The following is a 22,792-nucleotide window of genomic DNA, read 5'->3' on the forward strand; positions in this document are numbered from 1 at the left end:
CGATTCAGCCGCAGTCGACGTCCGCTCGGACGACGTCCGGTGACGCGAGGAGCGGTGTGTGGTGGACGCGTGCGACTCGTTCGCCTGCGCCACCGCCGGTGAAGGTGGCGGTGACGGTCGTCGATTCGCCGGGGGATACCGTCACATCCTGCTGGACGACAGGGCGGGCGCCCAGCATCGCCGTCGTCGCCCCGCCGCGAACAGTCGATCCGTCCGGCCCGTAGACGGCGATGAGCGTTCGGATGTCACCCGGGGCGCCGTCAGCCGGTGCTGGCGCTGCGGCCGCGATGCCTTCAGGGACCTCGCTCGTCCACGTCACGCGCACCTGAGTCGTGGGTGCGCCTTCGCACGTGCCGATGGCCGTGCTGATCGTCGCGTCGGCGTACGCGCCGAGAGGCGCTCCGGTCCGGTCGTTGAACAGCACCCCGATGTCGGACGCGCTCTCGCCGTCGGTCGGCGGTGCGCCGGCGAGACTGGATGCGGCGAGCAGTTCTTGCTCCTCGGGGCGGGCGCTCCAGACACGAATGCGGTCGTCGGTCGCGGCTCCGCTGAGAGCTGCGAGCACGGCGGCCGGCTCCTGAGAGGACAGCGCGGCTGTGAGGACGGCAGTCGCGGCATGCGCGAATGCAGCATCCTGTGCTCTGGGATCGGCCGCAGTCGCCGGCACCTCGGCGGTGAGGATGGAGACGAGTGACCGGTCGGTCGCGCTGAATCCATCGAAGGTCACGCCGCCTGTGGCCGCGAGGATCCTGCGCATGGTCTCGATATCGACCGCCACGACACCGTCGACCTTGCCGCCGAACGCGTCCTGCCATCGCTGAGCCAGGTGCTCCCCGGCCAGGGAGAACTCCGGGATGCTCGTCAGATCGCGCGCCACGCGACCAGGGGCGTCGCCGAACAGTGCGACCACCGCATCATCCGTCGGGGCGGGATCCTTCAACGAGGGAAGATCGTGTCCGGTCATGGCGCGGTCGATGGAGATCGCTCCATCATCGGCGCTGACCAGGACGAGGGCTGCGATCGCACCGCCCTGCGAGCGCAGCTCGGCGTTGTTCTGCACCGCGATGAGGTAGGTGCGCGGTTCGGAGCCACCGAGCATGCCCGGCAGCAGCAGGGACGCATCGTGCAGCGCCCCCACGTTGGATGCCGCGTCGCGGAGGAGAGCTTTGGCCTCGCGCACCGCATCCGCGATCGGGGGAAGAGAGACCTCGGCGTCGATGAGGCGCGCCCGAGCGTTCGCGCCTGCCAGTGCCGAGGCGGCGTCTGCGAGGGGCTCGGCGATGGTCGGCAGTGTGGTCAGGTCGATCCGGCTCCCGGCGAACCCCAGCGTCGCCAGGTCGACGTCGGGGGCGAGGGCGACGATCGGCGCGACGGCGTCGTCCGCGACGTCGTCGGCGATCTCGGCGACCTCGCGGACGGCGGTGAGGTTCTGGCCCAGCCAGGGGATGAACTCGAAGCCTCGCCAGATCGGGTCGGAGGTGAGGTCGTGGGCGAGGGCGGCATGGTCCGCGATGCGGGGTGCGATCCGCTCGGCGCGTTCGTAGGCGCGTTCGTCGATCGCGCTGCGCAGCTGGGCCGCGGAATGGCGGAGGTTCTGGAGCTCGCTGAACGCGCCGAAGCCGCGGACGACCACCCAGCTGACCGCGAACACGATGACCACGGCGACCACGGCGATGGTCCACCCGGCCCAACGCCGTCGTGTCGGCAGTCGCCCGTCGCTCATGACTGCATTCAAGCACGTCGCGGCGTGCTGCCGATGTTCGCGATTCGGGTTCAGCCCGGTCCCTGGGGCGTCGAAGGGTGAGGCGATCCGTGTAACCGCTCGTCTGCGCGATTACGCTGTGCACATGAGTGCTGAGCTGCGCGTCGTCCTCGACCAGATCGCGAGCGTCGTCGACGTCGATCAGGCCGGCGCGGCACGCGATCTCGTCGTCGGGCTCGTCGAGACCGCACCGAAGGACTGCACAGTGGAGGTCATCGTCCCCTCCGGCTCGGCGGCTGAGATCGACGGCGTCGCCTCCGTGCACGCGTTGGGCCTCCGCCGACGCGAACTCGCGGCGTCCTGGCAACTCGGTCTGGTCTCCGGCGTCGGTGGAGGACTGATCCACGCGCCGTCCTTGATGGCACCGCTCGCCAAGCACGACCGAGTGCATGATCACGATCAGACGGCGATCACCGTGTGGGATCTGAATGCGTGGGAGGCGCCGCAGACGCTGTCCAAGTCCGCGGTGGCCTGGCAGCGCGGGATGCTGCGGCGAGCGGCGAAGCATGCCGATGCCGTGGTCGTGCCTTCGCACGCGATGGCGGAGCGGATCGGAGAGCTCGCGAAGCTCGGCGATCGGGTGCGGGTGATCGCCGGCGCCCCGCCCACCGGTTTCGCTGTTCCGGTCGATGCCGGTGCGCGCAGGGGTGAACTGTCTCTGCCGTCGCGCTATGTGGTGCTGACCGGGACTGCCGGCGAGTTGGAGTCCGGCTTCCGGGCCGCGGCCGCAGCCGACATCGATGCGGTCGTGCTGGATGTCGCTGAGGGAGCAGAGCCGCGGCTCGCCGACGCAGCCTCGGCCGCCGGCCTGCCGGAGCGACGCGCGCACATCCGCGGCACGCTGTCGCTCGAGGACCGGGCCGCGGTGCTCGGAGCGGCTTCCGCTCTGGTGGCGACCAGCGAACGGTCCGCGTGGCCATGGCGGGCGATGGAGGCTCTGACCCTGGGAGTTCCGATCGTCGCTGCTGCCAGCGGTGGGCATCGCGACGCGATCGCTGAAGGCGGGATGCTCGTGTCTTCCGACGAGATCGCGGATGCGGTGGTGGATGCCGTGGCTGCGGGGGAGCGGCGGCTCAGGGTGCTCGCAAGCGACAGAGCGAAGGCGTTCTCGTGGGCGAGTTCGGCGGAGCGCGTGTGGGCGCTGCACGCCGATCTTTGACGCATTTTGTGCGGGTTCGGAGCCTGCACGCTGGCTGACAGTTCGTGCGACACGCCGGTTTCTTATGCGGATCTATGAATCCCAGTGGCATCATCTCGCAACTTCAGTCACACTAGTCACATGTCTCGTCGTGCCCAACGCTCCGGATCCGTGCGTCACCGTACTCGGTTCCTGACCGTATTCGTCGCCGCCATCGCCGTCGTCATCGGCACGGTCGCGCCGCTTGAGTCGGCGACGGCGTCTGCAGCGATGTCCTCGTCGACGAGCCTCGCGCGGTCGACGGGCGATGTGACGCAGACGGGCATGGTCAAGACGTCGCTTGCCGGGTTCAATCCCGGCAACATCATCAGCGATGCGATGTTCACGAACTCGGGCACGATGACCGAGGCGCAGATCCAGTCGTTCCTGAACGGGAAAGTCGCGAAGTGCGTCGTCGGCAAGGACGAGGACGGTCTGCCGTTCGTCTGCCTCAAGGACTTGAAAGTACCGACGCAGTCGAAGGCGGCCGACAAGTACTGCTCGGCGTACGCAGGCGCTTCGAGTGAGCCAGCGGCGCGGATTCTCTACAAGGTGGCTCGCGCCTGCAACATCAATCCGCAGGTGCTGATCGTCATGCTCCAGAAGGAGCAGGGTCTCGTGAACCACGTGTGGCCGAGCAACTGGCGATACAACAAGGCGATGGGCCAGGCGTGCCCGGATACGGCACCCTGCGACACGGCATTCGCCGGCTTCTTCGCGCAGGTGTACGGCGCTGCGCGCCAGATGCAGATCTACATGGAGGGCAAGTACTTCCAGTGGTACAAGGCCGGCAGGACCTGGCCGGTGCTCTACCACCCGAATGCCTCCTGCGGTACGGCGCCCGTGTATATCGCGAACAAGGCGACAGAGGCCCTTTACTACTACACGCCGTACCAGCCCAACGCGGCAGCGCTGAAGGCGGGTTACGGGACGGGCGACGGCTGCTCGAGCTATGGCAACCGAAACTTCTACAACTACTTCACCGACTGGTTCGGGTCGACGCAGACCCCGGCGATCACACCCACCGGAGCCATCGCCACCGAGTGGAAGCGCATGGGCGGCGCTTCGGGCGCGCTGGGGAAGCCCGCTGCGGTAGTGCAGGCCGTAACGGACCCGAACGGCAACGGGTTCGCGCAGAAGTTCGCGGGAGGTTGGATCCACTCATCCGCGGCGGGGACGTTCTCCTCACTGACGCCGATCATGACGGCTTACAGCGCGGCCGGCTGGTTGCGTGGAAGCCTCGGATGGCCGCTCTCGCAGACGGCCTGCGCCAACGGCTCCTGCACGCAATTGTTCGACGGTGGGATCATCTCCTACGCGAGCGGAAAACCAGCGACGACGACTCTCGGCCTCACAGAGCGGTCGTTGTATGCGGCATCCCCCGGGCTGAGCACTGTCGGAGCGATGGTCGGCGAACTGCAGGTGGTGGGTGACCCGAACGGCGGGGGGCTCGCTCAGAAGTATCAGAACGGGTGGATGCATGCCTCCTCTTCAGGAGCGTTCTGGTCATCGACGGGCATCATGACCGGCTACAGCCGCGCCGGGTGGCTTCGCGGTTTCCTCGGCTGGCCGATCAAGGCGGAGCAGATCGTTAGCGATCCGAATGGGAACGGTGTCGCGCAGGAGTTCCAAGGCGGCTGGGTGCACTCTTCAACCGCAGGCACGTTCAGTTCGTCGACCGAGATGATGAAGGCTTATAGCGCTGCCGGCTGGGTGCGCGGACAGCTCGGCTGGCCGACGAGCGACGAGGCGTGCACCGGGCAGGCGTGTGCCCAGGCCTTCACCAAGGGTGTGATCGGATACGTCAAGGGCCAGGGCGCCGTCACGAAGATCGGCGTCACACCCGCAGCGATGAAGACGGCCGCCACCCAACAGGTGAACGTGACGAAGTCGCTCGGTGCCGCACAGGCACCGCTCCAGGTGATCGCGGATCCGAACGGCAGCGGGCTGGCTCAGAAGTTCGCGAACGGATGGGTGCACTCCTCGGATAAGGGAACGTTCGTCTCCTCGACGAGCGTCATGACCGCGTACAGCTCCGCTGGGTGGTTGCGTGGCACGCTCGGCTGGCCCACGGGGATCGAGACCTGCTCTGGAACGCTGTGCTCTCAGCCGTTCGAAGGGGGCACGATCGCCTACTCGCCCGGCAAACCCGCTGTCGCGTTGCATGGCATCGCTGCCCAGGCGTTTGCAACGCTCCGATCCCCGCAGGCGACCGGTATCGGTGCTGCGGCTGCTGGCGTCCAGGTCGTGAAGGACCCGAACGGAAACGGGCTCGCTCGCAAGTACGCGGCAGGATGGCTGCATGCCTCGGATCGAGGAACGTTCTCGTCGAGCCTCAGAATCATGACCGGCTACAGCGCTGCGGGCTGGCTTCGTGGTTCGCTGGGGTGGCCGGTGAAGGCTGAGCAGACTGTGACCGATCCGAAGGGCAATGGTGTCGCTCAGGAGTTCGAGGGTGGCTGGATCCACTCGTCGAACGCAGGCACGTACGCGTCCTCCAGCAAGATCATGGCAGGGTACAGCGCGGCGGGCTGGGTGCGTGGCGACCTGGGCTGGCCGGTGAAGGCCGAGCAGGTCGTGACCGACCGCAACGGCAATGGCGTCGCCCAGTCGTTCCAGGGCGGTTGGGTGCATTCATCGGCCGCAGGAACGTTCGCATCGTCGTCGACCGTGATGAAGGCGTACAGCGCGGCCGGATGGCTGCGGGGCAAGCTCGGATGGCCGACGGGAGCCGAGACCTGCTCCGGGACAACGTGCTCGCAGACGTTCACAGGCGGCACGATCTCGTACTCTCCTGGCAAGCCGGCGGTCACCACCTTCAAGTGAGGGTGAGCGGCTGCGATGGCTAGACTGGGAGTATGAAGGTACTGCTCACAGGCGCTGACGGTTTCATCGGATCGCACCTCGCGGAGCAGCTCGTCAGGGATGGACACGACGTCCGGGCACTCGTGCTGTACAACTCGTTCGACTCGCGTGGATGGCTTGACGGGATCTCTCCCGACGTGGCCTCTCAGATCGAGTTCCTCCCTGGAGACATCCGCGATCCCGCGCTGATGATGTCGGCTGTTCGCGACCGCGACGCCGTCCTGCACCTCGCCGCGCTGATAGCGATCCCGTACTCGTACGCTGCTCCCGACCTCTACGTCCAGACGAACATCCAGGGCACCCTGAACCTCCTCAATGCGGCGCGGGCGGCGGACGTGAGCCGTTTCATCCACACTTCGACGAGCGAGGTCTACGGCACGGCTCGCTACGTCCCCATGGACGAGGGGCACCCGCTCCAGGGGCAGTCGCCGTACTCGGCCTCCAAGATCGCCGCCGACCAGATGGTCAACTCATATCACGCGTCCTTCGGCCTGCCGACGGTGACGATCCGCCCGTTCAACACGTTCGGGCCCCGGCAATCGGCGCGTGCCGTGATTCCTACGATCATCAGCCAGCTCGCGGCGGGTAAGCGTGAGATCCAGCTCGGCGCGCTGACACCGACGCGCGACTTCACCTACGTGCCTGACACTGTGGCGGGCTTCACTACTGCACTCACGAGCACCGCGGGAGTTGGCGAGGTCATCAACCTCGGCGTCGGCTTCGAGGTCTCGATCGGGCGCACTTTCGAGCTCATCGCCGAAGCCATGGGAATCGACGCGGTCGCCACCGAAGACCCCGCGCGACTGCGCCCGGCCAACTCCGAGGTCGAACGACTCTTCTCCGACAACACCAAGGCGAGGGAGATCCTCGGCTGGGCTCCCCGCTTCAGCGGCGACGACGGCTTCCGCGAGGGGCTGCGCGAGACCGCGCAGTGGTTCACCGACCCGGACAACCTCGCCCGCTATCGGACCGACGCGTACGTCGTATGAGCGTCGCGGCAGAGGTCGTCGGCGCCATCCGCAGTGTCGTCGGCGACGACTCGTTCGTCGGACTCCACATCCCGAGTATCACCGAGCGTGAGAAGGCCAGGGTGCTCGAGTGTCTGGACTCGACTTTCGTCTCCAGCGTCGGCACATTCGTCACAGATTTCGAGGACGGCATCGCCTCGTACACCGGCGCGGCGCACGCGATCGCCGTCTCCAACGGAACTTCCGCGCTCCAGGTGGCTCTCGAACTCGCCGGTGTGCGTCCTGGCGACGCGGTGATCGTCCCGACACTCTCATTCGTCGCGACAGCCAACGCCGTCTCCCATGCCGGGGCCGTGCCGTTCTTCGTCGACAGTGACGAGGAGACGCTCGGGATGTCCGTCGAAGCTGTCGCGCGTGTACTGCGTGCCGCAAGCTCCGGGCCTGACGGCCTGGTCGACGGAAGCACGGGGCGGCGGATCGCCGCGATCGTTCCGATGCACACCCTCGGCCATCCGATGCGGATCGTCGAGCTGGTGGCGCTCGGGGACGAGTACGGCGTGCCCGTCGTCGAGGACGCCGCTGAGTCCCTCGGCAGCCGGGTCGCTGACATGCACACCGGAATCTTCGGCCGCCTGGGCATTCTCAGTTTCAACGGGAACAAGATCCTCACAACGGGCGGCGGCGGCATGATTCTCACCGCGGACGACGAACTCGCCCGACGCGCCAAACACGTGACCACGACGGCGAAGCTTCCACATCGCTGGGAGTTCGAACACGACGAGGTCGCCTACAACTACCGAATGCCGAATCTGAACGCCGCACTGGGCGTGGCCCAACTCGAGCGGCTACCCGAGTTTCTCTCGGCCAAGCGCATGCTCGCCGGCCGGTACCGGTCGGCGTTCGCCGACATGCCTGGACTGCACTTCCTCGCCGAACCGACCGGAACAACCAGCAACTACTGGCTCTGCGCGCTGCGCGTCGATGGCGGCTTGCGCGAGCGTGACGCGGTGCTGGAGGCGACCAACGACGCCGGGCTGCAGTGCCGACCGTTCTGGAATCTGCTCCACAGGCAAGCGCCGTACCGCGATCTTCCCCGTGCAGAGACTCCAGTCGCCGAGGCGTTGCATGCCAGTACGATCTGCATCCCCAGCACGCCGTCGCTGGCGGCCGCATGAGGACGATCGCGGTTCTGACCGGGACGCGGGCGGACTACGGATTGCTGCGGGGCCTTCTTCGTGCCATCGAAGACGACCCGGAGCTCGCGCTGCGGCTGATCGCCACCGGCACCCATCTCGTCGACGAGTTCGGACGGACGAGCAGCGAGATCGAGGCTGACGGATTCGCCGTCGCCGCAGCCGTTCCGATCTGGACCGGCTGCGACGACCGGCTGGCCGTTGCCGCAGATGTGGGTGCTGCGATACCCCGCTATGCACACGCGCTCGCCGAGATCGCTCCCGATGTGCTGGTAGTTCTCGGTGACAGGCTCGAAGCTTTCGCCGCAGCGACCGCGGCGACGATCCTCTCCGTGCCCGTCGCGCACATCCACGGCGGCGAGGTCACCGAAGGCGCGATGGATGACGCGCTGCGGCACTCGCTGACGAAGATGTCATACCTGCATTTCGCGTCCACAGAGGATCATCGCCGCCGCGTCATCCAGCTCGGGGAAGCGCCGGACCGCGTGTACGCCCATGGCGCCCCGATCGTCGACGCGCTGGATGCTCTTGAATTGCTGTCCAAGGGTGAGGTCGAGCGTCGATTCGGCATCCGCCTGCCTGAACCGACGGCTCTGGTCACCTTCCATCCTGCCGTGATGGATGCCGCAGAGCCCGAGGTTCTCGTCGATGAGCTTCTCCATGGCCTCCTCGCCGTGAACGGGCTGCACATGGTCATCACGGGGTCGAACTCGGACATCGGCACGGCGGACGTGCGAGCCCGCATCGCGGCCTTCGTCACCGAGCATCCCGACAGAGTCGACTTCGTCGAGTCCTTTGGTCAGCTCGGGTACCTCAGCGCGATGTCCTCCGTCGCCGTCGTCGCGGGCAACTCGTCGAGCACCGTGCTCGAGGCTCCGGTCCTCGGCGTTCCATCCGTGCTCATCGGGGACCGACAGAAGGGTCGCCCGATCGCGGAGTCCGTCGCTGTCCCCCGGCCGGATCGCCACTCGATCGCGGCCGCCGTGCGCGCGGCGATCGAGCGAACCTCGACCACGGTCGAGACCAGCATCTTCGGGGGCTCCGGCTTCGCTGAACGCACCGCCGCTACCCTGCGTGACGCGACCATTCCGCGCCCGCCACGCAAGTCCTTCCACGACCTTCAGGGAGAACCCGCCCATGACTGACCAGGTTTTCGTCATCGCAGAAGCAGGAGTGAACCACAACGGTTCGCTCGAGACGGCCAAGGAACTCGTCGATCTCGCCGCGTCCGCCGGCGCTGACGCCGTGAAGTTCCAGACGTTCTCGGCTGATGCACTTGCGCTGCAGAGCGCCGCGCTTGCCGACTACCAGCGACTGTCCGACGAAGACGGTCGCACGCAGCATGATCTGCTGCGACAGCTCGAACTGACGCACGAAGAGTTCCGCTCCCTGCGTGACCACTGTGACTCACGCGGCATCCAGTTCCTGTCGACGGCCTTTGACGAGGCGGGGCTCGACTTCCTCGTCGGCGAACTCGGCATCCCGATCGTCAAGATCGCCTCGGGTGACCTGACGTTCGCCCCGCTACTGGTCGCCGCCGGTCGTACGGGGCTTCCGATCATCCTCTCAACCGGGATGGCCGAGATTCCCGAAATCCAGCGGGCGCTGCGATTCCTTGCAGCCGGGGTGGCGCAGGCACATGGCGTACTGCCGGTCGGCACACGCCTGCACGAGGACAAACTCGCCCGTGCCTGGGCGCAACGAGACCAGTTCGTCGACTTCTCGCAGCACGTGACGATCCTGCACTGCACCACCGAGTATCCGGCGGCTGACGAGCATCTCAACCTTCGCGCGATGCAGACAATCGCCGAGACGTTCGGACACAGGGTCGGCTATTCGGATCACTCGCTGGGATCGCTGGCCTCTGTCATCGCGGTCGGCCTGGGCGCCACTGTCGTTGAGAAGCACTTCACCTTCGACGTGAACGCAGACGGCCCAGACCACGCTGCGTCGCTCGACCCGGACGGGCTGCACGCGTATGTCGCAGACCTGCGACGCGTGCCGGTGATGCTCGGTTCGCGCGAGAAGCACTGTCAGCCGGTGGAGGAGGGGAATCGCGCGGTCGTGCGCCGCAGCCTCGTCGCCACGCGCACCATCGCCGCCGGCGCGACGATCGTCGAGGATGACGTCGCCTGCTTCCGACCTGCATCGGGCCGGACATCGTTCGATTTCTGGGAGGTCGTCGGCACTAGCGCCAGTCGGGCGTACCGCAGGGGTGATCTGATCGATGCCTGACCTCATCCTTCTCGGCGGCGGGGGACATGCGCGATCCGTGCTCGCTGCGCTTCTCGCCGCGGGGGAGAGTGTGCGCGGATACCTCGCCCCCGAGCCGTCGCCGGACTGGTCGCTGCCCTACCTGGGCGACGATGACGTCCTCGACGGTCTGGATCCGGCGGACGTCCGCATCGTGAACGGACTAGGCTCAATCGCCTCCACAGCAGCCCGCCGCCGGTTGCACGATCACACAATCGCGCGCGGGTTCACCGTCGTCGGCGTGATTCATCCCCGCGCGATCGTCGATCCTGAAGCCAGCATCGATCCGTCGGCGCAGGTGCTCGCCGGCGCCATCGTGAGCGCCGGGGCGACGATCGACGTGGACGCCATCGTCAACAGCGGAGCGATCGTCGAGCACGACTGCATCGTGGAGGCGCATGCGCACGTCTCGCCGGGGGCTGTACTGGGCGGGGAGGTCCGTATCGGCGGCGGCGCCCACATCGGGCTCGGCTCCCGTGTGCTACAAGGGCTCACGATAGGGTCGGGGAGTGTCGTCGGTGCGGGAGCGGTCGTGATCTCGGACGTGGCTCCGGGCGTCACAGTGGTCGGCGTGCCCGCGCGGCCCCGCCCGAACAAGGAAGTGCATGCATGATCGACAGGACGGACCTGATCGTTGCGCCGGACACGACGATCAGGACGACATTGATACACCTGGACCGCAGCCGCCTTCAAGTCGTGTTCGTCGAGGACGTCGAGGGTCGGCTGGTCGGTGCCGTCAGCGACGGCGACGTGCGTCGAGGACTGCTCTCGGGCTCCGGGTTGGAGGACCGTGTTGAGGCAGTGATGAATCGGACTCCGGCCACCGTTGCTCCGACCGCGAGCCAGGAAGTCGTCGACGAGCTCAAGTCGCGCCGCGGCATCCGAGTGGTCGCGGTCGTCGACGACGCCGGGCGAATGGTCGATGTGGTGGCGGAGGGCGACCGCATCGCGACGCCTCTGCCCACGCCGGTCGTGCTGATGGCCGGCGGTCGGGGACAGAGGCTCTATCCGATCACGAAGGACATCCCCAAACCGCTGGTGCCGCTGGGCGACGTGCCGATGATCGATATCATCCTCAGCCGACTGTACGATCAGGGCTTCCGTCGGGTGCATGTCTCGGTGAATCACCTGGGTCATCTCATCGAGGAGCATCTCGGAGACGGTGCAGAGCACGGCCTCGAGATCACGTATCTGCATGAACCAGCGCCACTGGGGACCGCCGGCGCTCTGGCGCAGCTCCGTGGTGCCGTCGATGAGCCCTTCGTGGTGATGAACTCCGACCTGCTCACCCAGGTCGATCTTCGTCGCATGCTCGCATCCCACACGGCTGCCGGACACACGGCCACCATCGGCGCGCGCGAGTACGGGTTCGAGATCCCGTTCGGGGTGATTCGACGCGAAGGCGACCGGGTAACCGCGCTCGCGGAGAAGCCCTATCACAGCGAGCTCGTCAGCGCCGGCATCTATGTGCTGGACCCGAGAGTGCTGGAGTCGCTCGCGGCCGACGAGTACTGCGACATGCCGACGGTGCTCGCCCGGCTCATGGACGAAGGTCGGTCCGTCGGAGCCTTCGAGATCCACGAGGAGTGGATCGACGTGGGGCGCCCAGAGGATCTTGAGCGCGCTCGACAGGCGTGGGAACGGAGCGGACGATGAGGATCTGCACGATAACGGTGAGAGCAGGATCGAAAGGCGTGCCGGGGAAGAACCTCCGTATCGTGGCAGGCAGACCGCTGTTCGGCCACTCGGTGGCGCAGGCCGTCGCCACCGGACTGTTCGACGAGGTCGTGGTCTCCAGCGACTCGGACGAGATCCTGGCTCTAGCCCCCACGTTCGGTGCCACCGGGGTCATCCGCCGCCCGCCGGAGATGGCGACGGACACCGCGGGCAAGGTCCCGGCCATCGCCCACGCCGTGCGCAGCACGGAAGATCGCACCGGTGCCCGATACGACGTGTGTGTCGATCTCGACGCGACCAGCCCGCTTCGCACCGTCGACGACATCCGCACTGCCGTGTCGATGTTCGAAGAGGTCCGTCCAGAGTCCCTGATCACAGGGTCGGAAGCACGCCGGAATCCGTATTTCAACCTTGTCGAAGAGCAGCCGGACGGCACTGTCGCGGTGAGCAAGAAGCCCGACGATGCGGTTCTGCGCCGACAGGATGCGCCTCGTTGCTTCGATATGAACGGCTCGATCTACGTCTGGCGCCGGGAGTCGCTGCTGGAGGATCAAGTGGTGTTCCTTCCGTCAACGATCCTGTACGAGATGCCGGCGGAGCGATCCATCGACGTCGACAGCGAGTTCGATTTCCGCATCGTCGAATGGCTGATGGACCAGCGGGTCGACCTGTGACCGATCACGCCGATCTCGATGGACGCACCTCGGATGCCGTGCGCGCCATCCTCGAACTGGAGGAGGAGTCGCCTGACTCGCTCTTCGAGGTGCTTCCAGGGGCCACTGTTCCGTTCTGGGCGCACGTGCGCGTCCAGATCGCCTGGGCGCTCGGCGAACGGCAGACGGGGAGCGTGTCCGTCGCGTCGGAATCCACGTGGACGCGTTGGGGCGAGTTCAGGCGCGTCGTCCGCGGCCACCTCCCCAGCCGATGGGATGCCGTGCGCCACGGCCGCGCACACGACGTATGCTTCTACGTCTCCGGTACGACGCTCACCGTCGCAGGTGATCGTGCGCGTAACTGGCTCGTGGACGACTTCGCCTTCGTGACACCCGGCGCGGTCGTCGTGCAGAAGAAGCCGCTCCCTGCGCCCGCCGGAGCGCCGCTGTTCCGACCGACGCTGAGCATGGAGCCCGCGACAGCCCGGGCCAGGTGGCGCGAGCGCGGCGCGATGCTGCCCACCGGATTCGCAGACGGTGTGCGACGACTGCTCCGTGAGTACGCGTCGAGGCTCGGAGTCGAGGCCGACGCCTTCGACGACATCGGCACGCGCGCGCTGCGGACGGAACGTCTTCGTCCGTTCGAGATGGACGAACTGCGTCGGATGCTGGACAGGATGCGCCCACGCCTTGTCGTGTTCGACAACGGATCGTATTCGTATCACGGCGAGACGGTCGGTGCGATGAAGGACGCAGGCGCGTACGTCGTCGAACCGCAGCACGGCTGGATTGGTCCCTCGCATGCCGCCTACAACTACGGGCGAGCATTCCAGGAGCCATCGCTTCGACGCGCCCTCCCGGACGAGGTGCTGACGTTCGGGGACTACTGGACGGATTCGATCCGTCACCCCGGTCGAGTCACAACCATCGGCAAGCCTCATCTCGAGCGTCAGGCGGCGTTGGCCGAGGCCGAGCGCCCGAGACGGATACTCGTCATCTCCTCACGCACCGATCCGAGCGCGACAGATGGGTTCGTCGCCGATCTGCACGCCGCAGTGGGCGGTGACTGGGCGATCGCGTTCCGTCCGCATCCGGGCGAGCGCGCGGAGACAGCACGACGGTACCCGCGGATCGCGTCGACTCCCGGCATCGCCGTGGACGTCGAACCCGACGTTTACGAGTCCCTGAAGCATGCTGCCGTGGTCATCGGGGAGGCGAGCACGGTGCTGTTCGAAGCACGCGCATTCGGCTGCACGGTGATCGCGCGCGACAGCGCATTCGCGCAAAACGTCATCGGCGACGCATTCGGTGTGCGCGTCGTCGACGTCCCCGGCGTCGCGGCGAGGCTCGCCGACATCGAGCACGGAGGGCGGTTCGTCGCGACGGCCGACCCCGCGATCTGGGCGCCGGATGCCGTTGCCGCCTACGCGCAGTGGCTGGAAAGACGTGTCGCCGACGACGACGCGCATGCGACGCGCACGCGTCCGCGATGAGTGGCGACTCAGGTTCTCTGTCCTAGAATGGCGTCATCCCCGCGGCGTAACCGTCGTCGCGTGCTGAATGAGTAGGCCCGTGACTGACACCCGAGATCTTTTCGCCGCTGTCCCGCGCAACCAGTTCGACACACCGGGCAAGAGCCGTGGCCTGATCGACGTGGTGCGCTGGCGCTACCTTCTCCTGCTCCTAGTGCGCACAGGTGTCACCACGCGGTACCGCAACTCCGTGCTCGGCTGGACATGGTCGTACGTGCGTCCCGGCGCCCAGTTCCTGGTGTTCTGGGTGGTTCTCGGACTTTTCCTGAACCTCGATCGGGGCATCCCGAACTATGCGGTGTACCTCTTCTCGGGGATCATCGTCATCAACCTTTTCTCCGAGGCGTTCAAGAACGCGACGACGTCGATCGTCGGCAATGCGCCGCTGGTACGGAAGGTCTTCCTGCCGCGGCAGTTGTTCGCGGTCTCTGCTGCCATCGTGGCATTGGTGCACTTCCTGCCGCAGCTCGCGCTGCTGTTGCTGGTCTGCCTCGTGCTCGGCTGGATCACGCACGTGTCGCTCCTCGGAGTGCTAGCGATCTTCGCAGCAATCGCACTCGTACTCCTATTCAGCCTGGGTCTCGGTCTGCTGTTCGGCGCGCTCAACGTGCGCTATCGGGATGCCGAGAACATCGTCGAACTCCTCCTGCTACTGGCCACGTGGGCGTCGCCGGTTCTGTACAGCTGGACTCAGGTGCAGGATGCGATCGTCAGCAAGCTCGGCTGGCCGCAGTGGCTCGTGGAGGTCTACCTTCTGAACCCGATCACACAGGCCGTGGAGTTATTCCACTACGCGTTCTGGCGCCCGGTTTCCGAGGGAACGATCACGATCGAGGGGATCGGCATGGCCGATCTGCCTCCGAATCTGGGCTGGAATACCCTGTGGACGTTCCTCATCGCCATCGTCACTCTGCTGATCGGACAGGCTGTCTTCCGCCGCCTCGAGGGAAGGTTCGCCCAGGACCTATGACTGCGCACACCGTGTCCAAGCCCAGCATCATCATCGACGACGCTCGCAAGCGCTTCACCCTCAATCACGCGTTCTCGCTCAAGGACACCGTCGTGTCGTGGATCAAGCGACGCAAACTCACCAGCGAATTCGAAGCGCTCAAGGGGGTCGACCTCGTCATTGAAGAGGGCGAGTCAGTGGCGATCCTCGGCTTTAACGGATCCGGCAAGTCCACCCTGCTCAAGCTCATCTCCGGTGTGATGGAGCCTGACGAGGGCGATGTCCTCACTCGTGGTCGGGTCGCCGGCCTCATCGAGGTCGGTGCGGGTTTTCATCCCGAACTCTCCGGGCGAGAGAATGTGTTCCTGAACGCCGCGATCCTCGGGATGAAACGGCATGAGATTGAGGAACGCTACGATGAGATCGTCGCGTTCAGCGAAATCGAGCAGTTCATCGACCAGGAGGTCAAGCACTACTCGTCGGGCATGTTCATGCGTCTTGCGTTCTCAGTTGCGATCCACGTCGAACTCGACGTGCTCCTCGTCGATGAGATCCTCTCCGTCGGCGACGCTCCGTTCCGTGAGAAGTGCAGGCTGAAGTTCGAAGAGCTCATCGAGCAGGGCAAGACGCTTGTCGTAGTCAGCCACGACATGGAGATGGTGCGCGAGCTGTGCACCCGCGGCGTCGTCATCAACAAGGGCGAGGTGGTCTTCGACGGCGACATCGAGGGCGCGATCGCGCTGGTAGACCGATGATTGGCGAGTGGGTCGCCGCGCTGCCGGCGCTGCTCGTCGCGGTTGCGCTCTTCTTCGTACCCGGTGGCGTCGCACTCGCGGGTATCGGGGTGCGCCGCCTGCCCCTCGTTGCGTTCGCACCCCCGGTGAGTGCGATCATGCTCGCTGCCGTCGGCTTGATCTTCGGCTTCGCCGGCGTCTCCTGGAATCCGCTGACCGTCGCGCTAGCGCTGCTGCTGCTCGCCGCAGTCGCCTGGCTGCTGGGTGTCTTCCTCGGGCGCGTGCGTGTCGAGCATCGGACTTTCGTCGGCAGGACGTGGGTGCTCCCCGTGGCGATCGCGGTCGGGATGCTCGTGACTGGATGGCGGCTGATCGCCTACATCGGACCGGCGTCGGCGATCTCGCAGACGAACGATGCGGTGTTCCATCTGAATGCCGTCCAGTACATCCTGGACACCTCTGACGCGTCCGTCCTGCACGTGAGCGGCGTGATCGGTGGGCACAGTTTCTATCCGGCCGTGTGGCACGGCTTCGTCTCACTCATCGTCCTCGTCACAGGGGTGGAGATCCCCGTCGCGGCGAACGTCGTCACGCTCGTCATTGGGGCCGGCATCTGGACGCTCGGCATCGCATGGCTGACGCGGGTGCTCACCGGCTCCGGGATCGTTGCAGGGTTCGCGGCTGTGTTCGCTGGTGCGCTGCAGACCTTCCCGCTGCTGCTGTTTCAATGGGGCGTCCTCTATCCGAACGCGCTGTCGACTGCGCTCGTTCCGGCCGCGGTGGCGGCGGTGGTATCGCTGCCACGTTGGCTTCTCGCAGACCGCACGGTGCGCCACGGCATCCTCGGAGTGATCCTCGTCGGAATCGCCGCGGTCTCTCTGCTCCTAGCGCAGCCGTCGACGGCGGTCCCGTGGGCGCTGCTGTGTGCGATCTGGTTCACGTTCTGGATTCTGCGCAACCCTGTGCCGCGCGCCCTTGTGGCAAGACTCGGTCTCGTCGTCCTCGCGTGGGCGGTCGTCGCAGTGACGTGGCGATACCTCGCATCCGGTACCAGTGGGTCGCACTGGCCTCCGTTCCGGAGCCGCGGGGAGGCACTTCTCGACATCCTCCTGAACGGGCACATGCGCATCCCGTGGGCCGTGGGCATAAGCGTCCTCATGGTCGTCGGGCTCGCGGTCGCCGTGCGGCGTCGGCCTCTGCAGTGGTTTGCAGTGGGCTGGGTCGCGGTGAGCGTGCTCTACTTCCTCGTCGCCACCGTCGGTCGCGAGAACATCCGCAACGGGGTGCTCGCCGTGTGGTACGCCGACCCGTACCGTCTCGCAGCTCTCGCCCCGATCGTCGTCGTGCCTCTTGCCGCCATCGGCTTCGATGCGCTAGTGCGGCTGGTCCGGCAGCGGGTGCTGCGAAAGCATGGCGATGACGACACGCGCACCACCCTGATCCCGCTCGCGGTCGCTGTGGTGGGCATGGTGGTGCTGGTGCTGCTGCGCCCGGTCGCGATGCCCCAGTTCCTCGACGCGACCGTCGAACTGCACTCGAAGTACGCCGTCGAGGAAAGCGACTATCTCGAGCCGGATGAACGGGAGCTTCTCGAAGATCTGCGAGAGTACGTGCCGCCAGGGGATCGCATCATCGCCAATCCGTCCACGGGAGCGGGATTCGGGTACATGCTCGCCGGCTACGACGTGTTCCCTCGCACCTGGTCGCCCCCCGCTGGCAAGGCGTGGAACGTCCTCGCGGAGGATCTGCGGGATGCCGCATCCGATCCCGCCGTGTGCACGGCGTTGCACGCGTTTGGCGACCCCGAGTTCGTGCTCGACTTCGGGCCGGGCGAGGCGCGGGCCGGCCGGTGGCTGATGCCGGGGATGACCGATTTCGCTGGCGAGGACGGCTTCGAGCTTGTTGCAGAGCGGGGTGATGCGTCTCTGTGGCGCATCACGGCATGCGCTCCGTGAAACGGTCGGCCGAGTCGGTAGGATCACAGGCGATGCGTCCACTAGAGCTGTCCGTTCTCGTCGTGATTCCGGCGCTGAACGAAGAGAATTCCGTCGCGGACGTGGTCCGCAACGTGCGCTCCGCGGTCCCGACCGCGACGGTCGTGGTCATCGACGACGGATCAACCGACGCGACTGCCCGGCGTGCCGCAGAGGCGGGTGCGGAGGTGTTGACGCTGCCGTACAACCTCGGTGTCGGCGGGGCGATGCGCGCGGGCTATCGCTTCGCACTCGATCGCGGTTTCGGCGTCGTCGTGCAAGTGGACGCCGATGGACAGCATGACGCGGTCGCCATTCCGCAGCTGATCGCTGCGCTCGACGAGGCCGATCTCGTTATCGGGGCGCGATTCGCCGGTGTTGGGGAGTACGGCGCGCGCGGACCACGGAGATGGGCGATGCGTCTGCTCGCCGTCGTGATGAGCTCGGTGGCGCACACCAGGCTCACCGACGTCACGAGCGGCTTCAAAGCTGCGGGCCCCAGGGCAGTGCGCCTGTTCGCGGACAGCTTCCCTGCGGAGTACCTCGGTGACACCATCGAGTCGCTCGTGATTGCTGCACGGTCGGGGCTCATCATCCGTCAGCTGCCGGTGGTGATGCACGAACGCCAGGCCGGTACGCCGTCGCACCACCCGATCAAGGCCGCGGTGTACCTATTCCGTGCCTGCGCCGCGTTCGGCCTCGCGATGATGCGGCCGCGCACGCCGCTGGAGGAGGAAGCGTGAATCCGATCACCTATGCCTTCGGCATTGCTGCCGCCGTCTTCGCCCTCATCGCCATCGTCGAGCTGATGCGCCGGGGAACGCTGCGCGAACGCCACGCAGTGTGGTGGTTTGTCGGCGGCGTCCTTGCATTGGTCATCGCGATCTTCCCGCAGACGCTGACCTGGGCCGCCCGCACGCTGGGTGTGAGCGTTCCGACGAACCTCGTGTTCTTCATCGCCATCGGACTCCTCTTCCTCGTGAGTCTGCAGTACGGGGCCGAGCTCACTCGCGTCGAGGAGAAGCTGCGCACGCTCGCCGAACGATCCGCGTTCCACGAGCACCGCATCGCCGAGCTCGAGCGACGCCTCAGTGCGCCGAAGCATCCCGATGACCAGAGCCCGGAGGACCGCACCGAATGAGACGCCCGATCCGTGCCCTGATCGCCTCTCGTCTTTTCCCACCGGAGGTGAGCGCCGGCGCGTTCCGGCTCGGCGCGCTCGCCCGATCCCTCTCCCGTCGCGAGGCGGAGGTGACCGTGCTGACGACGACGCCCCCGAGCACGGCGCCCACGATCGCCGACCCCCCTGGCGTGCATGTGCGCCGCTGGCCCGTGCTGCGCGACGCCGGCGGAAACGTCCGCGGTTACGTGCAGTACATGAGCTTCGACATCCCACTGATGCTGCGCGTCCTCACGCGCCGCTTCGACGTCGCAGTCTCGGAGTCCCCGCCGACGACGGGCCTTGTGGTCGTGCTCGCCGGCATTCTGCGCCGGAAGCCCGTGGTGTACTACGCCGCAGACGTGTGGACCGACGGGGTCATCTCGATGGGTGCTCCCAAAGCGGTGATCACGATCATGAAGATGCTCGAGCGCACCGTACTTGCGCGCTCCGCTCGTATCATCTCGGTCTCGGATGAGGTGACGGAGCGGCTCATCGCGCTCGGCGCCGACCGTGGCCGGGTCACGACCGTCGGCAACGGCGTAGACACGGACGTGTTCACCCCGGAGGTGGAGCCGGCGGCGTCCGACCGCTACTTCGTGTACACCGGCACGATGTCCGAGTGGCAGCAGCCCGAGATCTTCGTCCGCGGGTTCGCTCAGATCTCCGATGAGGTTCCCGACGTGCGGTTGCGATTCTTCGGACAGGGCGCGATGAAGGAGCAGCTGCAGCGGATCGCGGAGGAACTCGTGCCCGGACGGGTCGAGTTCGGCGGAGTCGTCACCCCAGAGGAGTCGGCGTCCTGGATCCGCGGCGCGGTCGCCTCGCTCGTGAGCATCGTGCCGGGAATCGGCTACGACTTCGCGCGACCGACGAAGACGTACGCCGCGGCCGCCGTCGGAACCCCGGTGCTCTTCGCAGGTCCCGCCACCGGCTCGGAGCTGGTGCGTTCGGCTCAACTCGGTCACGCCGTCGATTTCAACCCTGTGGCCGTGGCCGCGGCCATGCGGGAGCTGATCGCCGAGACCGAGGACGGGACGCGTGAGCGGTTGCGTGCGCAGCGGAGCTCGTGGGCGAGAGCGAACGTGTCTCTCACCGCGGTCGCAGCGCGCGTCTCGGCGGTGGTCTCCCAGGCGGCCCTGGGCACCGCGGGTAAGCTGGGGGACGCTTCGGACAGACCCGCTGACCGAGATGAAGGGCAGGCCGCGTGACTCGCTCCACTTCTGTTCGCATCGTCGACTCCGCCGACGTCGCAGCTGACGCATCTATCGGCGATGGCACCTCTATCTGGCACCTCGCGCAGGTGCGCGAGAACGTGCGGATGGGCGAGAACTGCATCGTCGGGCGTGGCGCGTACATCGGCAACGGCGTGGTCATGGGCGACAACTGCAAGGTGCAGAACTACGCACTCGTCTACGAACCGGCTCGACTCGGTGACGGCGTTTTCATCGGCCCGGCCGTGGTTCTCACGAACGACACGTACCCTCGCGCTATCAATGCGGACGGTTCGCTCAAGAGCGCCCATGACTGGACGCCCGTCGGCGTGACAATCGAGCGCGGGGCATCCGTCGGCGCGCGTGCGACCTGCGTCGCCCCTGTGAGGATCGGGGCCTGGGCGACGGTCGCCGCCGGTGCCGTCGTCGTCAAGGACGTTCAGCCCTACGCACTCGTCGCGGGCGTCCCTGCGCGCCGAATCGGCTGGGTGGGGGAGTCGGGCATCCCGCTCGTGGCGGGCGAGGACGAGGACGTGTGGGTCTGCCCGAACACCGGCGACCGGTATGTAGAGAACGATGGCATTTTGAGCAAGGAGTCCGTGTGAGCGATTTCATTCCCCCCGCGAAGCCGATCATCGGTGATGAGGAGCGGGAAGCCGTCGATCGTGTGATGCGCAGCGGCATGGTCGCACAGGGGCCGGAGGTCGCCGCATTCGAAAGCGAGTTCTCGGAGCATTTCGTCGCGGGCCGCGCGGCGGTCGCGGTGAATTCGGGTACGGCAGGTCTGCACCTGGGCCTGCTGGCGGCGGGCGTGGGTGCGGGTGACGAGGTCATCGTCCCGTCGTTCACCTTCGCGGCGACGGGCAACTCGGTGGCGTTGACGGGTGCGACGCCCGTGTTCGTCGACATCGAGCCGGACACTTTCACGCTGGATCCTGAGGCCGTTGCCGCGGCGCTCACGTCCGCGACGAAGGGGATCATGCCAGTGCATCTGTACGGGCACCCCGCGCGGATGCGGGAGTTGGAGGCGCTGGCCGCGGAGCGCGGCGTCGCATTGTACGAGGATGCCGCGCAGGCGCACGGTGCGTCGCTGGAGGGGCGCCCGGTCGGCACGTTCGGCGAGTTCGCGATGTTCAGCCTGTACCCGACGAAGAACATGACCAGTGGCGAAGGCGGCATGGTGACCGCCGCCACGGAGGACCTCGCCCGTCGGGTGAAGCTGCTGCGCAACCAGGGCATGGAGAAGCAGTACGAGAACGAGATCATCGGGTTCAATGCCCGCATGACGGACATCCACGCTGCTATCGGCCGTGTGCAGTTGACGAAGGTTGACGCGTGGACGAAAACGCGGCAGCAGAACGCAGCCTTCCTCGATGCGAATCTGCGCGGCGTGCTCACACCGCCGGTCGCCGATGGCGCGGTGCACGTGTACCACCAGTACACGATCCGGGTTCCCGAGGACCGTGACGGGTTCGTCGCCGCGCTCAAGGCGGAGCACAATGTGGGCGCCGGGGTGTACTACCCGATCCCGAACCACCGTCTGCCCTCGCTCGCACCCTACGCTCCGGGGCTGGATCTTCGCGAGACGGAGCGGGCCGCGCGTGAGGTCGTCTCCCTGCCGGTGCATCCGTCGCTGTCGCAGGACGATCTGGATCGGATCGTCGCCGCGGTGAACGCTGTCGCGAAGGCGGGTGCCTGATGGTGTTGCGCGCTGGTCTACTCGGTGTGGGCATGATGGGCCGCCATCATGCCCGTGTGTTGCGTGAGCTGGACGGAGTCGAGCTCGCCGCGATCGCTGATCCGGGCGGAGACCCGCATGGCGTGGCCGGAAACTTGCAGGTCCTTCCGGATATCGACGCGCTGATCGATGCGGGCATCGACATCGCCGTGGTGGCGGTGCCGACTCGGTTCCACGAGGATGCTGCGCTGAAGCTTGCGGCCGCCGGTGTTCATACGCTGGTCGAGAAGCCGATTGCGCACAGCATCGAGGCAGGACAGCGGATGGTTGATGCGTTCGCGGCTGCAGGTCTGGTCGGTGCCGTCGGGCACATCGAGCGTTTCAACCCCGCTCTGCAGGAGCTGCGCCGTCGGATCGAAGCAGGCGAGCTGGGCGCTCTGTACCAGGTCGCCACACGCCGTCAGGGCCCGTTCCCGTCGCGTATCGCTGACGTGGGCGTGGCAAAGGATCTCGCATCCCATGACGTTGATCTCACCGCGTGGGTCGTGCAATCCGACTACGAGCGGGTCTTCGCGCAGACCGCGTTTAAGTCCGGTCGTGAATACGAGGACATGATCACGATCACCGGGCGCACAGCATCCGGTGTGATCGTGAACAACATCGTGAACTGGCTGTCTCCGATGAAGGAGCGTGTCACGGTCGTCACGGGTGAGAAGGGCGCCTTCATCGCCGACACCTCCACAGGCGACCTCACGTTCTACGCCAACGGAACGATCCCGCTCGAGTGGGAGTCTGTGTCGTCGTTCCGAGGTGTGTCGGAGGGCGATGTCACGCGTTTCGCGTTCGCCAAGCGCGAGCCGTTGCGTGTCGAGCACGAGAACTTCCGTGACGCCGTCCTGGGACAGCAGACCGATGTCGTCACGATGGAACAGGGACAGCGCACGCTCGTCGTCGTGGAAGCGGCCCTGGAATCCGCCCGCGTCGGCGAGTCAGTGCACCTCTGAG

At 66.6% G+C, this 22,792-nt stretch carries 20 protein-coding genes; 19 read left to right on the top strand and 1 reads right to left on the bottom strand.

Annotation, left to right across the window (positions count from 1 at the left end):
* Window positions 1-4: 4 nt before the first annotated feature.
* Window positions 5-1,723: a DUF4012 domain-containing protein gene (locus tag LQZ87_RS04045; RefSeq protein ID WP_230102169.1), complete on the bottom strand. Its 1,719-nt coding sequence runs from the start codon at window positions 1,721-1,723 to the stop codon at window positions 5-7.
* Window positions 1,724-1,847: 124 nt separating this feature from the next.
* Between LQZ87_RS04045 and LQZ87_RS04050 the strand changes: the two genes are divergently transcribed.
* From LQZ87_RS04050 to LQZ87_RS04140, 19 genes are all read left to right on the top strand, one after another.
* Window positions 1,848-2,921, top strand: coding sequence for a glycosyltransferase (locus LQZ87_RS04050; protein ID WP_230102170.1), 1,074 nt, complete (start codon window positions 1,848-1,850; stop codon window positions 2,919-2,921).
* Window positions 2,922-3,071: 150 nt separating this feature from the next.
* Window positions 3,072-5,765, top strand: a complete 2,694-nt coding sequence (locus LQZ87_RS04055) for a hypothetical protein (protein WP_230102171.1) — start codon at window positions 3,072-3,074, stop codon at window positions 5,763-5,765.
* A 32-nt stretch (window positions 5,766-5,797) separates the two neighbouring features.
* Window positions 5,798-6,793 carry a GDP-mannose 4,6-dehydratase gene (locus LQZ87_RS04060; RefSeq protein WP_230102172.1) on the top strand — a complete coding sequence of 332 codons (996 nt, stop codon included), beginning with the start codon at window positions 5,798-5,800 and terminating at the stop codon, window positions 6,791-6,793.
* Window positions 6,790-7,947: a LegC family aminotransferase gene (locus LQZ87_RS04065; RefSeq protein WP_230102173.1), complete on the top strand. Its 1,158-nt coding sequence runs from the start codon at window positions 6,790-6,792 to the stop codon at window positions 7,945-7,947. Before LQZ87_RS04060 ends, LQZ87_RS04065 begins: the two co-directional genes overlap by 4 nt.
* Window positions 7,944-9,110, top strand: a complete 1,167-nt coding sequence (gene neuC, locus LQZ87_RS04070; protein ID WP_230102174.1) for a UDP-N-acetylglucosamine 2-epimerase — start codon at window positions 7,944-7,946, stop codon at window positions 9,108-9,110. Before LQZ87_RS04065 ends, neuC begins: the two co-directional genes overlap by 4 nt.
* Window positions 9,103-10,200, top strand: a complete 1,098-nt coding sequence (locus tag LQZ87_RS04075) for an N-acetylneuraminate synthase family protein (protein WP_230102175.1) — start codon at window positions 9,103-9,105, stop codon at window positions 10,198-10,200. Before neuC ends, LQZ87_RS04075 begins: the two co-directional genes overlap by 8 nt.
* Entirely contained in the window at window positions 10,193-10,831 is a 639-nt protein-coding gene (locus tag LQZ87_RS04080) for a NeuD/PglB/VioB family sugar acetyltransferase (protein ID WP_230102176.1), read from the top strand. Before LQZ87_RS04075 ends, LQZ87_RS04080 begins: the two co-directional genes overlap by 8 nt.
* Complete coding sequence (locus LQZ87_RS04085) at window positions 10,828-11,874, top strand: nucleotidyltransferase family protein (RefSeq protein ID WP_230102177.1); 1,047 nt, start codon at window positions 10,828-10,830, stop codon at window positions 11,872-11,874. The genes LQZ87_RS04080 and LQZ87_RS04085 overlap by 4 nt, the downstream gene beginning before the upstream one ends.
* Window positions 11,871-12,569 carry an acylneuraminate cytidylyltransferase family protein gene (locus LQZ87_RS04090; protein ID WP_290368243.1) on the top strand — a complete coding sequence of 233 codons (699 nt, stop codon included), beginning with the start codon at window positions 11,871-11,873 and terminating at the stop codon, window positions 12,567-12,569. Before LQZ87_RS04085 ends, LQZ87_RS04090 begins: the two co-directional genes overlap by 4 nt.
* Window positions 12,566-14,041 (top strand): hypothetical protein, encoded by a 1,476-nt coding sequence (locus tag LQZ87_RS04095; protein ID WP_230102179.1) that lies wholly within the window; start codon window positions 12,566-12,568, stop codon window positions 14,039-14,041. Before LQZ87_RS04090 ends, LQZ87_RS04095 begins: the two co-directional genes overlap by 4 nt.
* A 79-nt stretch (window positions 14,042-14,120) precedes the next feature.
* Window positions 14,121-15,050, top strand: a complete 930-nt coding sequence (locus LQZ87_RS04100; protein WP_230102180.1) for an ABC transporter permease — start codon at window positions 14,121-14,123, stop codon at window positions 15,048-15,050.
* Window positions 15,047-15,784, top strand: a complete 738-nt coding sequence (locus LQZ87_RS04105) for an ABC transporter ATP-binding protein (protein ID WP_230102181.1) — start codon at window positions 15,047-15,049, stop codon at window positions 15,782-15,784. The genes LQZ87_RS04100 and LQZ87_RS04105 overlap by 4 nt, the downstream gene beginning before the upstream one ends.
* Complete coding sequence (locus LQZ87_RS04110; RefSeq protein WP_230102182.1) at window positions 15,781-17,718, top strand: DUF6541 family protein; 1,938 nt, start codon at window positions 15,781-15,783, stop codon at window positions 17,716-17,718. The genes LQZ87_RS04105 and LQZ87_RS04110 overlap by 4 nt, the downstream gene beginning before the upstream one ends.
* Before the next feature lie 32 nt (window positions 17,719-17,750).
* Window positions 17,751-18,479 (top strand): glycosyltransferase family 2 protein, encoded by a 729-nt coding sequence (locus tag LQZ87_RS04115; protein WP_230102183.1) that lies wholly within the window; start codon window positions 17,751-17,753, stop codon window positions 18,477-18,479.
* Complete coding sequence (locus LQZ87_RS04120) at window positions 18,476-18,877, top strand: DUF2304 domain-containing protein (protein ID WP_230102184.1); 402 nt, start codon at window positions 18,476-18,478, stop codon at window positions 18,875-18,877. The genes LQZ87_RS04115 and LQZ87_RS04120 overlap by 4 nt, the downstream gene beginning before the upstream one ends.
* Window positions 18,874-20,106, top strand: coding sequence for a glycosyltransferase family 4 protein (locus tag LQZ87_RS04125; RefSeq protein ID WP_230102185.1), 1,233 nt, complete (start codon window positions 18,874-18,876; stop codon window positions 20,104-20,106). Before LQZ87_RS04120 ends, LQZ87_RS04125 begins: the two co-directional genes overlap by 4 nt.
* Window positions 20,103-20,714 (top strand): acyltransferase, encoded by a 612-nt coding sequence (locus tag LQZ87_RS04130; protein WP_230102186.1) that lies wholly within the window; start codon window positions 20,103-20,105, stop codon window positions 20,712-20,714. Before LQZ87_RS04125 ends, LQZ87_RS04130 begins: the two co-directional genes overlap by 4 nt.
* The gene (locus tag LQZ87_RS04135; protein ID WP_230102187.1) at window positions 20,711-21,808 is read left to right on the top strand and encodes a DegT/DnrJ/EryC1/StrS family aminotransferase; all 1,098 of its coding nucleotides are present in this window, start codon (window positions 20,711-20,713) and stop codon (window positions 21,806-21,808) included. Before LQZ87_RS04130 ends, LQZ87_RS04135 begins: the two co-directional genes overlap by 4 nt.
* Window positions 21,805-22,791, top strand: coding sequence for a Gfo/Idh/MocA family oxidoreductase (locus tag LQZ87_RS04140; RefSeq protein WP_230102342.1), 987 nt, complete (start codon window positions 21,805-21,807; stop codon window positions 22,789-22,791). The genes LQZ87_RS04135 and LQZ87_RS04140 overlap by 4 nt, the downstream gene beginning before the upstream one ends.
* Window position 22,792: the final 1 nt, after the last annotated feature.

It is taken from the genome of Microbacterium sp. Bi121 (assembly GCF_918698005.1).
In the GTDB taxonomy this organism is placed as follows: domain Bacteria; phylum Actinomycetota; class Actinomycetes; order Actinomycetales; family Microbacteriaceae; genus Microbacterium.

Bases quoted from the DNA above. Each gene is read 5' to 3' on its own strand.
- LQZ87_RS04045 (WP_230102169.1), bottom strand. From the start codon at position 1,723: ATGAGCGACGGGCGACTGCCGACACGACGGCGTTGGGCCGGGTGGACC.
- LQZ87_RS04050 (WP_230102170.1), top strand. From the start codon at position 1,848: ATGAGTGCTGAGCTGCGCGTCGTCCTCGACCAGATCGCGAGCGTCGTC.
- LQZ87_RS04060 (WP_230102172.1), top strand. From the start codon at position 5,798: ATGAAGGTACTGCTCACAGGCGCTGACGGTTTCATCGGATCGCACCTC.
- LQZ87_RS04065 (WP_230102173.1), top strand. From the start codon at position 6,790: ATGAGCGTCGCGGCAGAGGTCGTCGGCGCCATCCGCAGTGTCGTCGGC.
- neuC (WP_230102174.1), top strand. From the start codon at position 7,944: ATGAGGACGATCGCGGTTCTGACCGGGACGCGGGCGGACTACGGATTG.
- LQZ87_RS04075 (WP_230102175.1), top strand. From the start codon at position 9,103: ATGACTGACCAGGTTTTCGTCATCGCAGAAGCAGGAGTGAACCACAAC.
- LQZ87_RS04080 (WP_230102176.1), top strand. From the start codon at position 10,193: ATGCCTGACCTCATCCTTCTCGGCGGCGGGGGACATGCGCGATCCGTG.
- LQZ87_RS04085 (WP_230102177.1), top strand. From the start codon at position 10,828: ATGATCGACAGGACGGACCTGATCGTTGCGCCGGACACGACGATCAGG.
- LQZ87_RS04090 (WP_290368243.1), top strand. From the start codon at position 11,871: ATGAGGATCTGCACGATAACGGTGAGAGCAGGATCGAAAGGCGTGCCG.
- LQZ87_RS04105 (WP_230102181.1), top strand. From the start codon at position 15,047: ATGACTGCGCACACCGTGTCCAAGCCCAGCATCATCATCGACGACGCT.
- LQZ87_RS04110 (WP_230102182.1), top strand. From the start codon at position 15,781: ATGATTGGCGAGTGGGTCGCCGCGCTGCCGGCGCTGCTCGTCGCGGTT.
- LQZ87_RS04115 (WP_230102183.1), top strand. From the start codon at position 17,751: ATGCGTCCACTAGAGCTGTCCGTTCTCGTCGTGATTCCGGCGCTGAAC.
- LQZ87_RS04125 (WP_230102185.1), top strand. From the start codon at position 18,874: ATGAGACGCCCGATCCGTGCCCTGATCGCCTCTCGTCTTTTCCCACCG.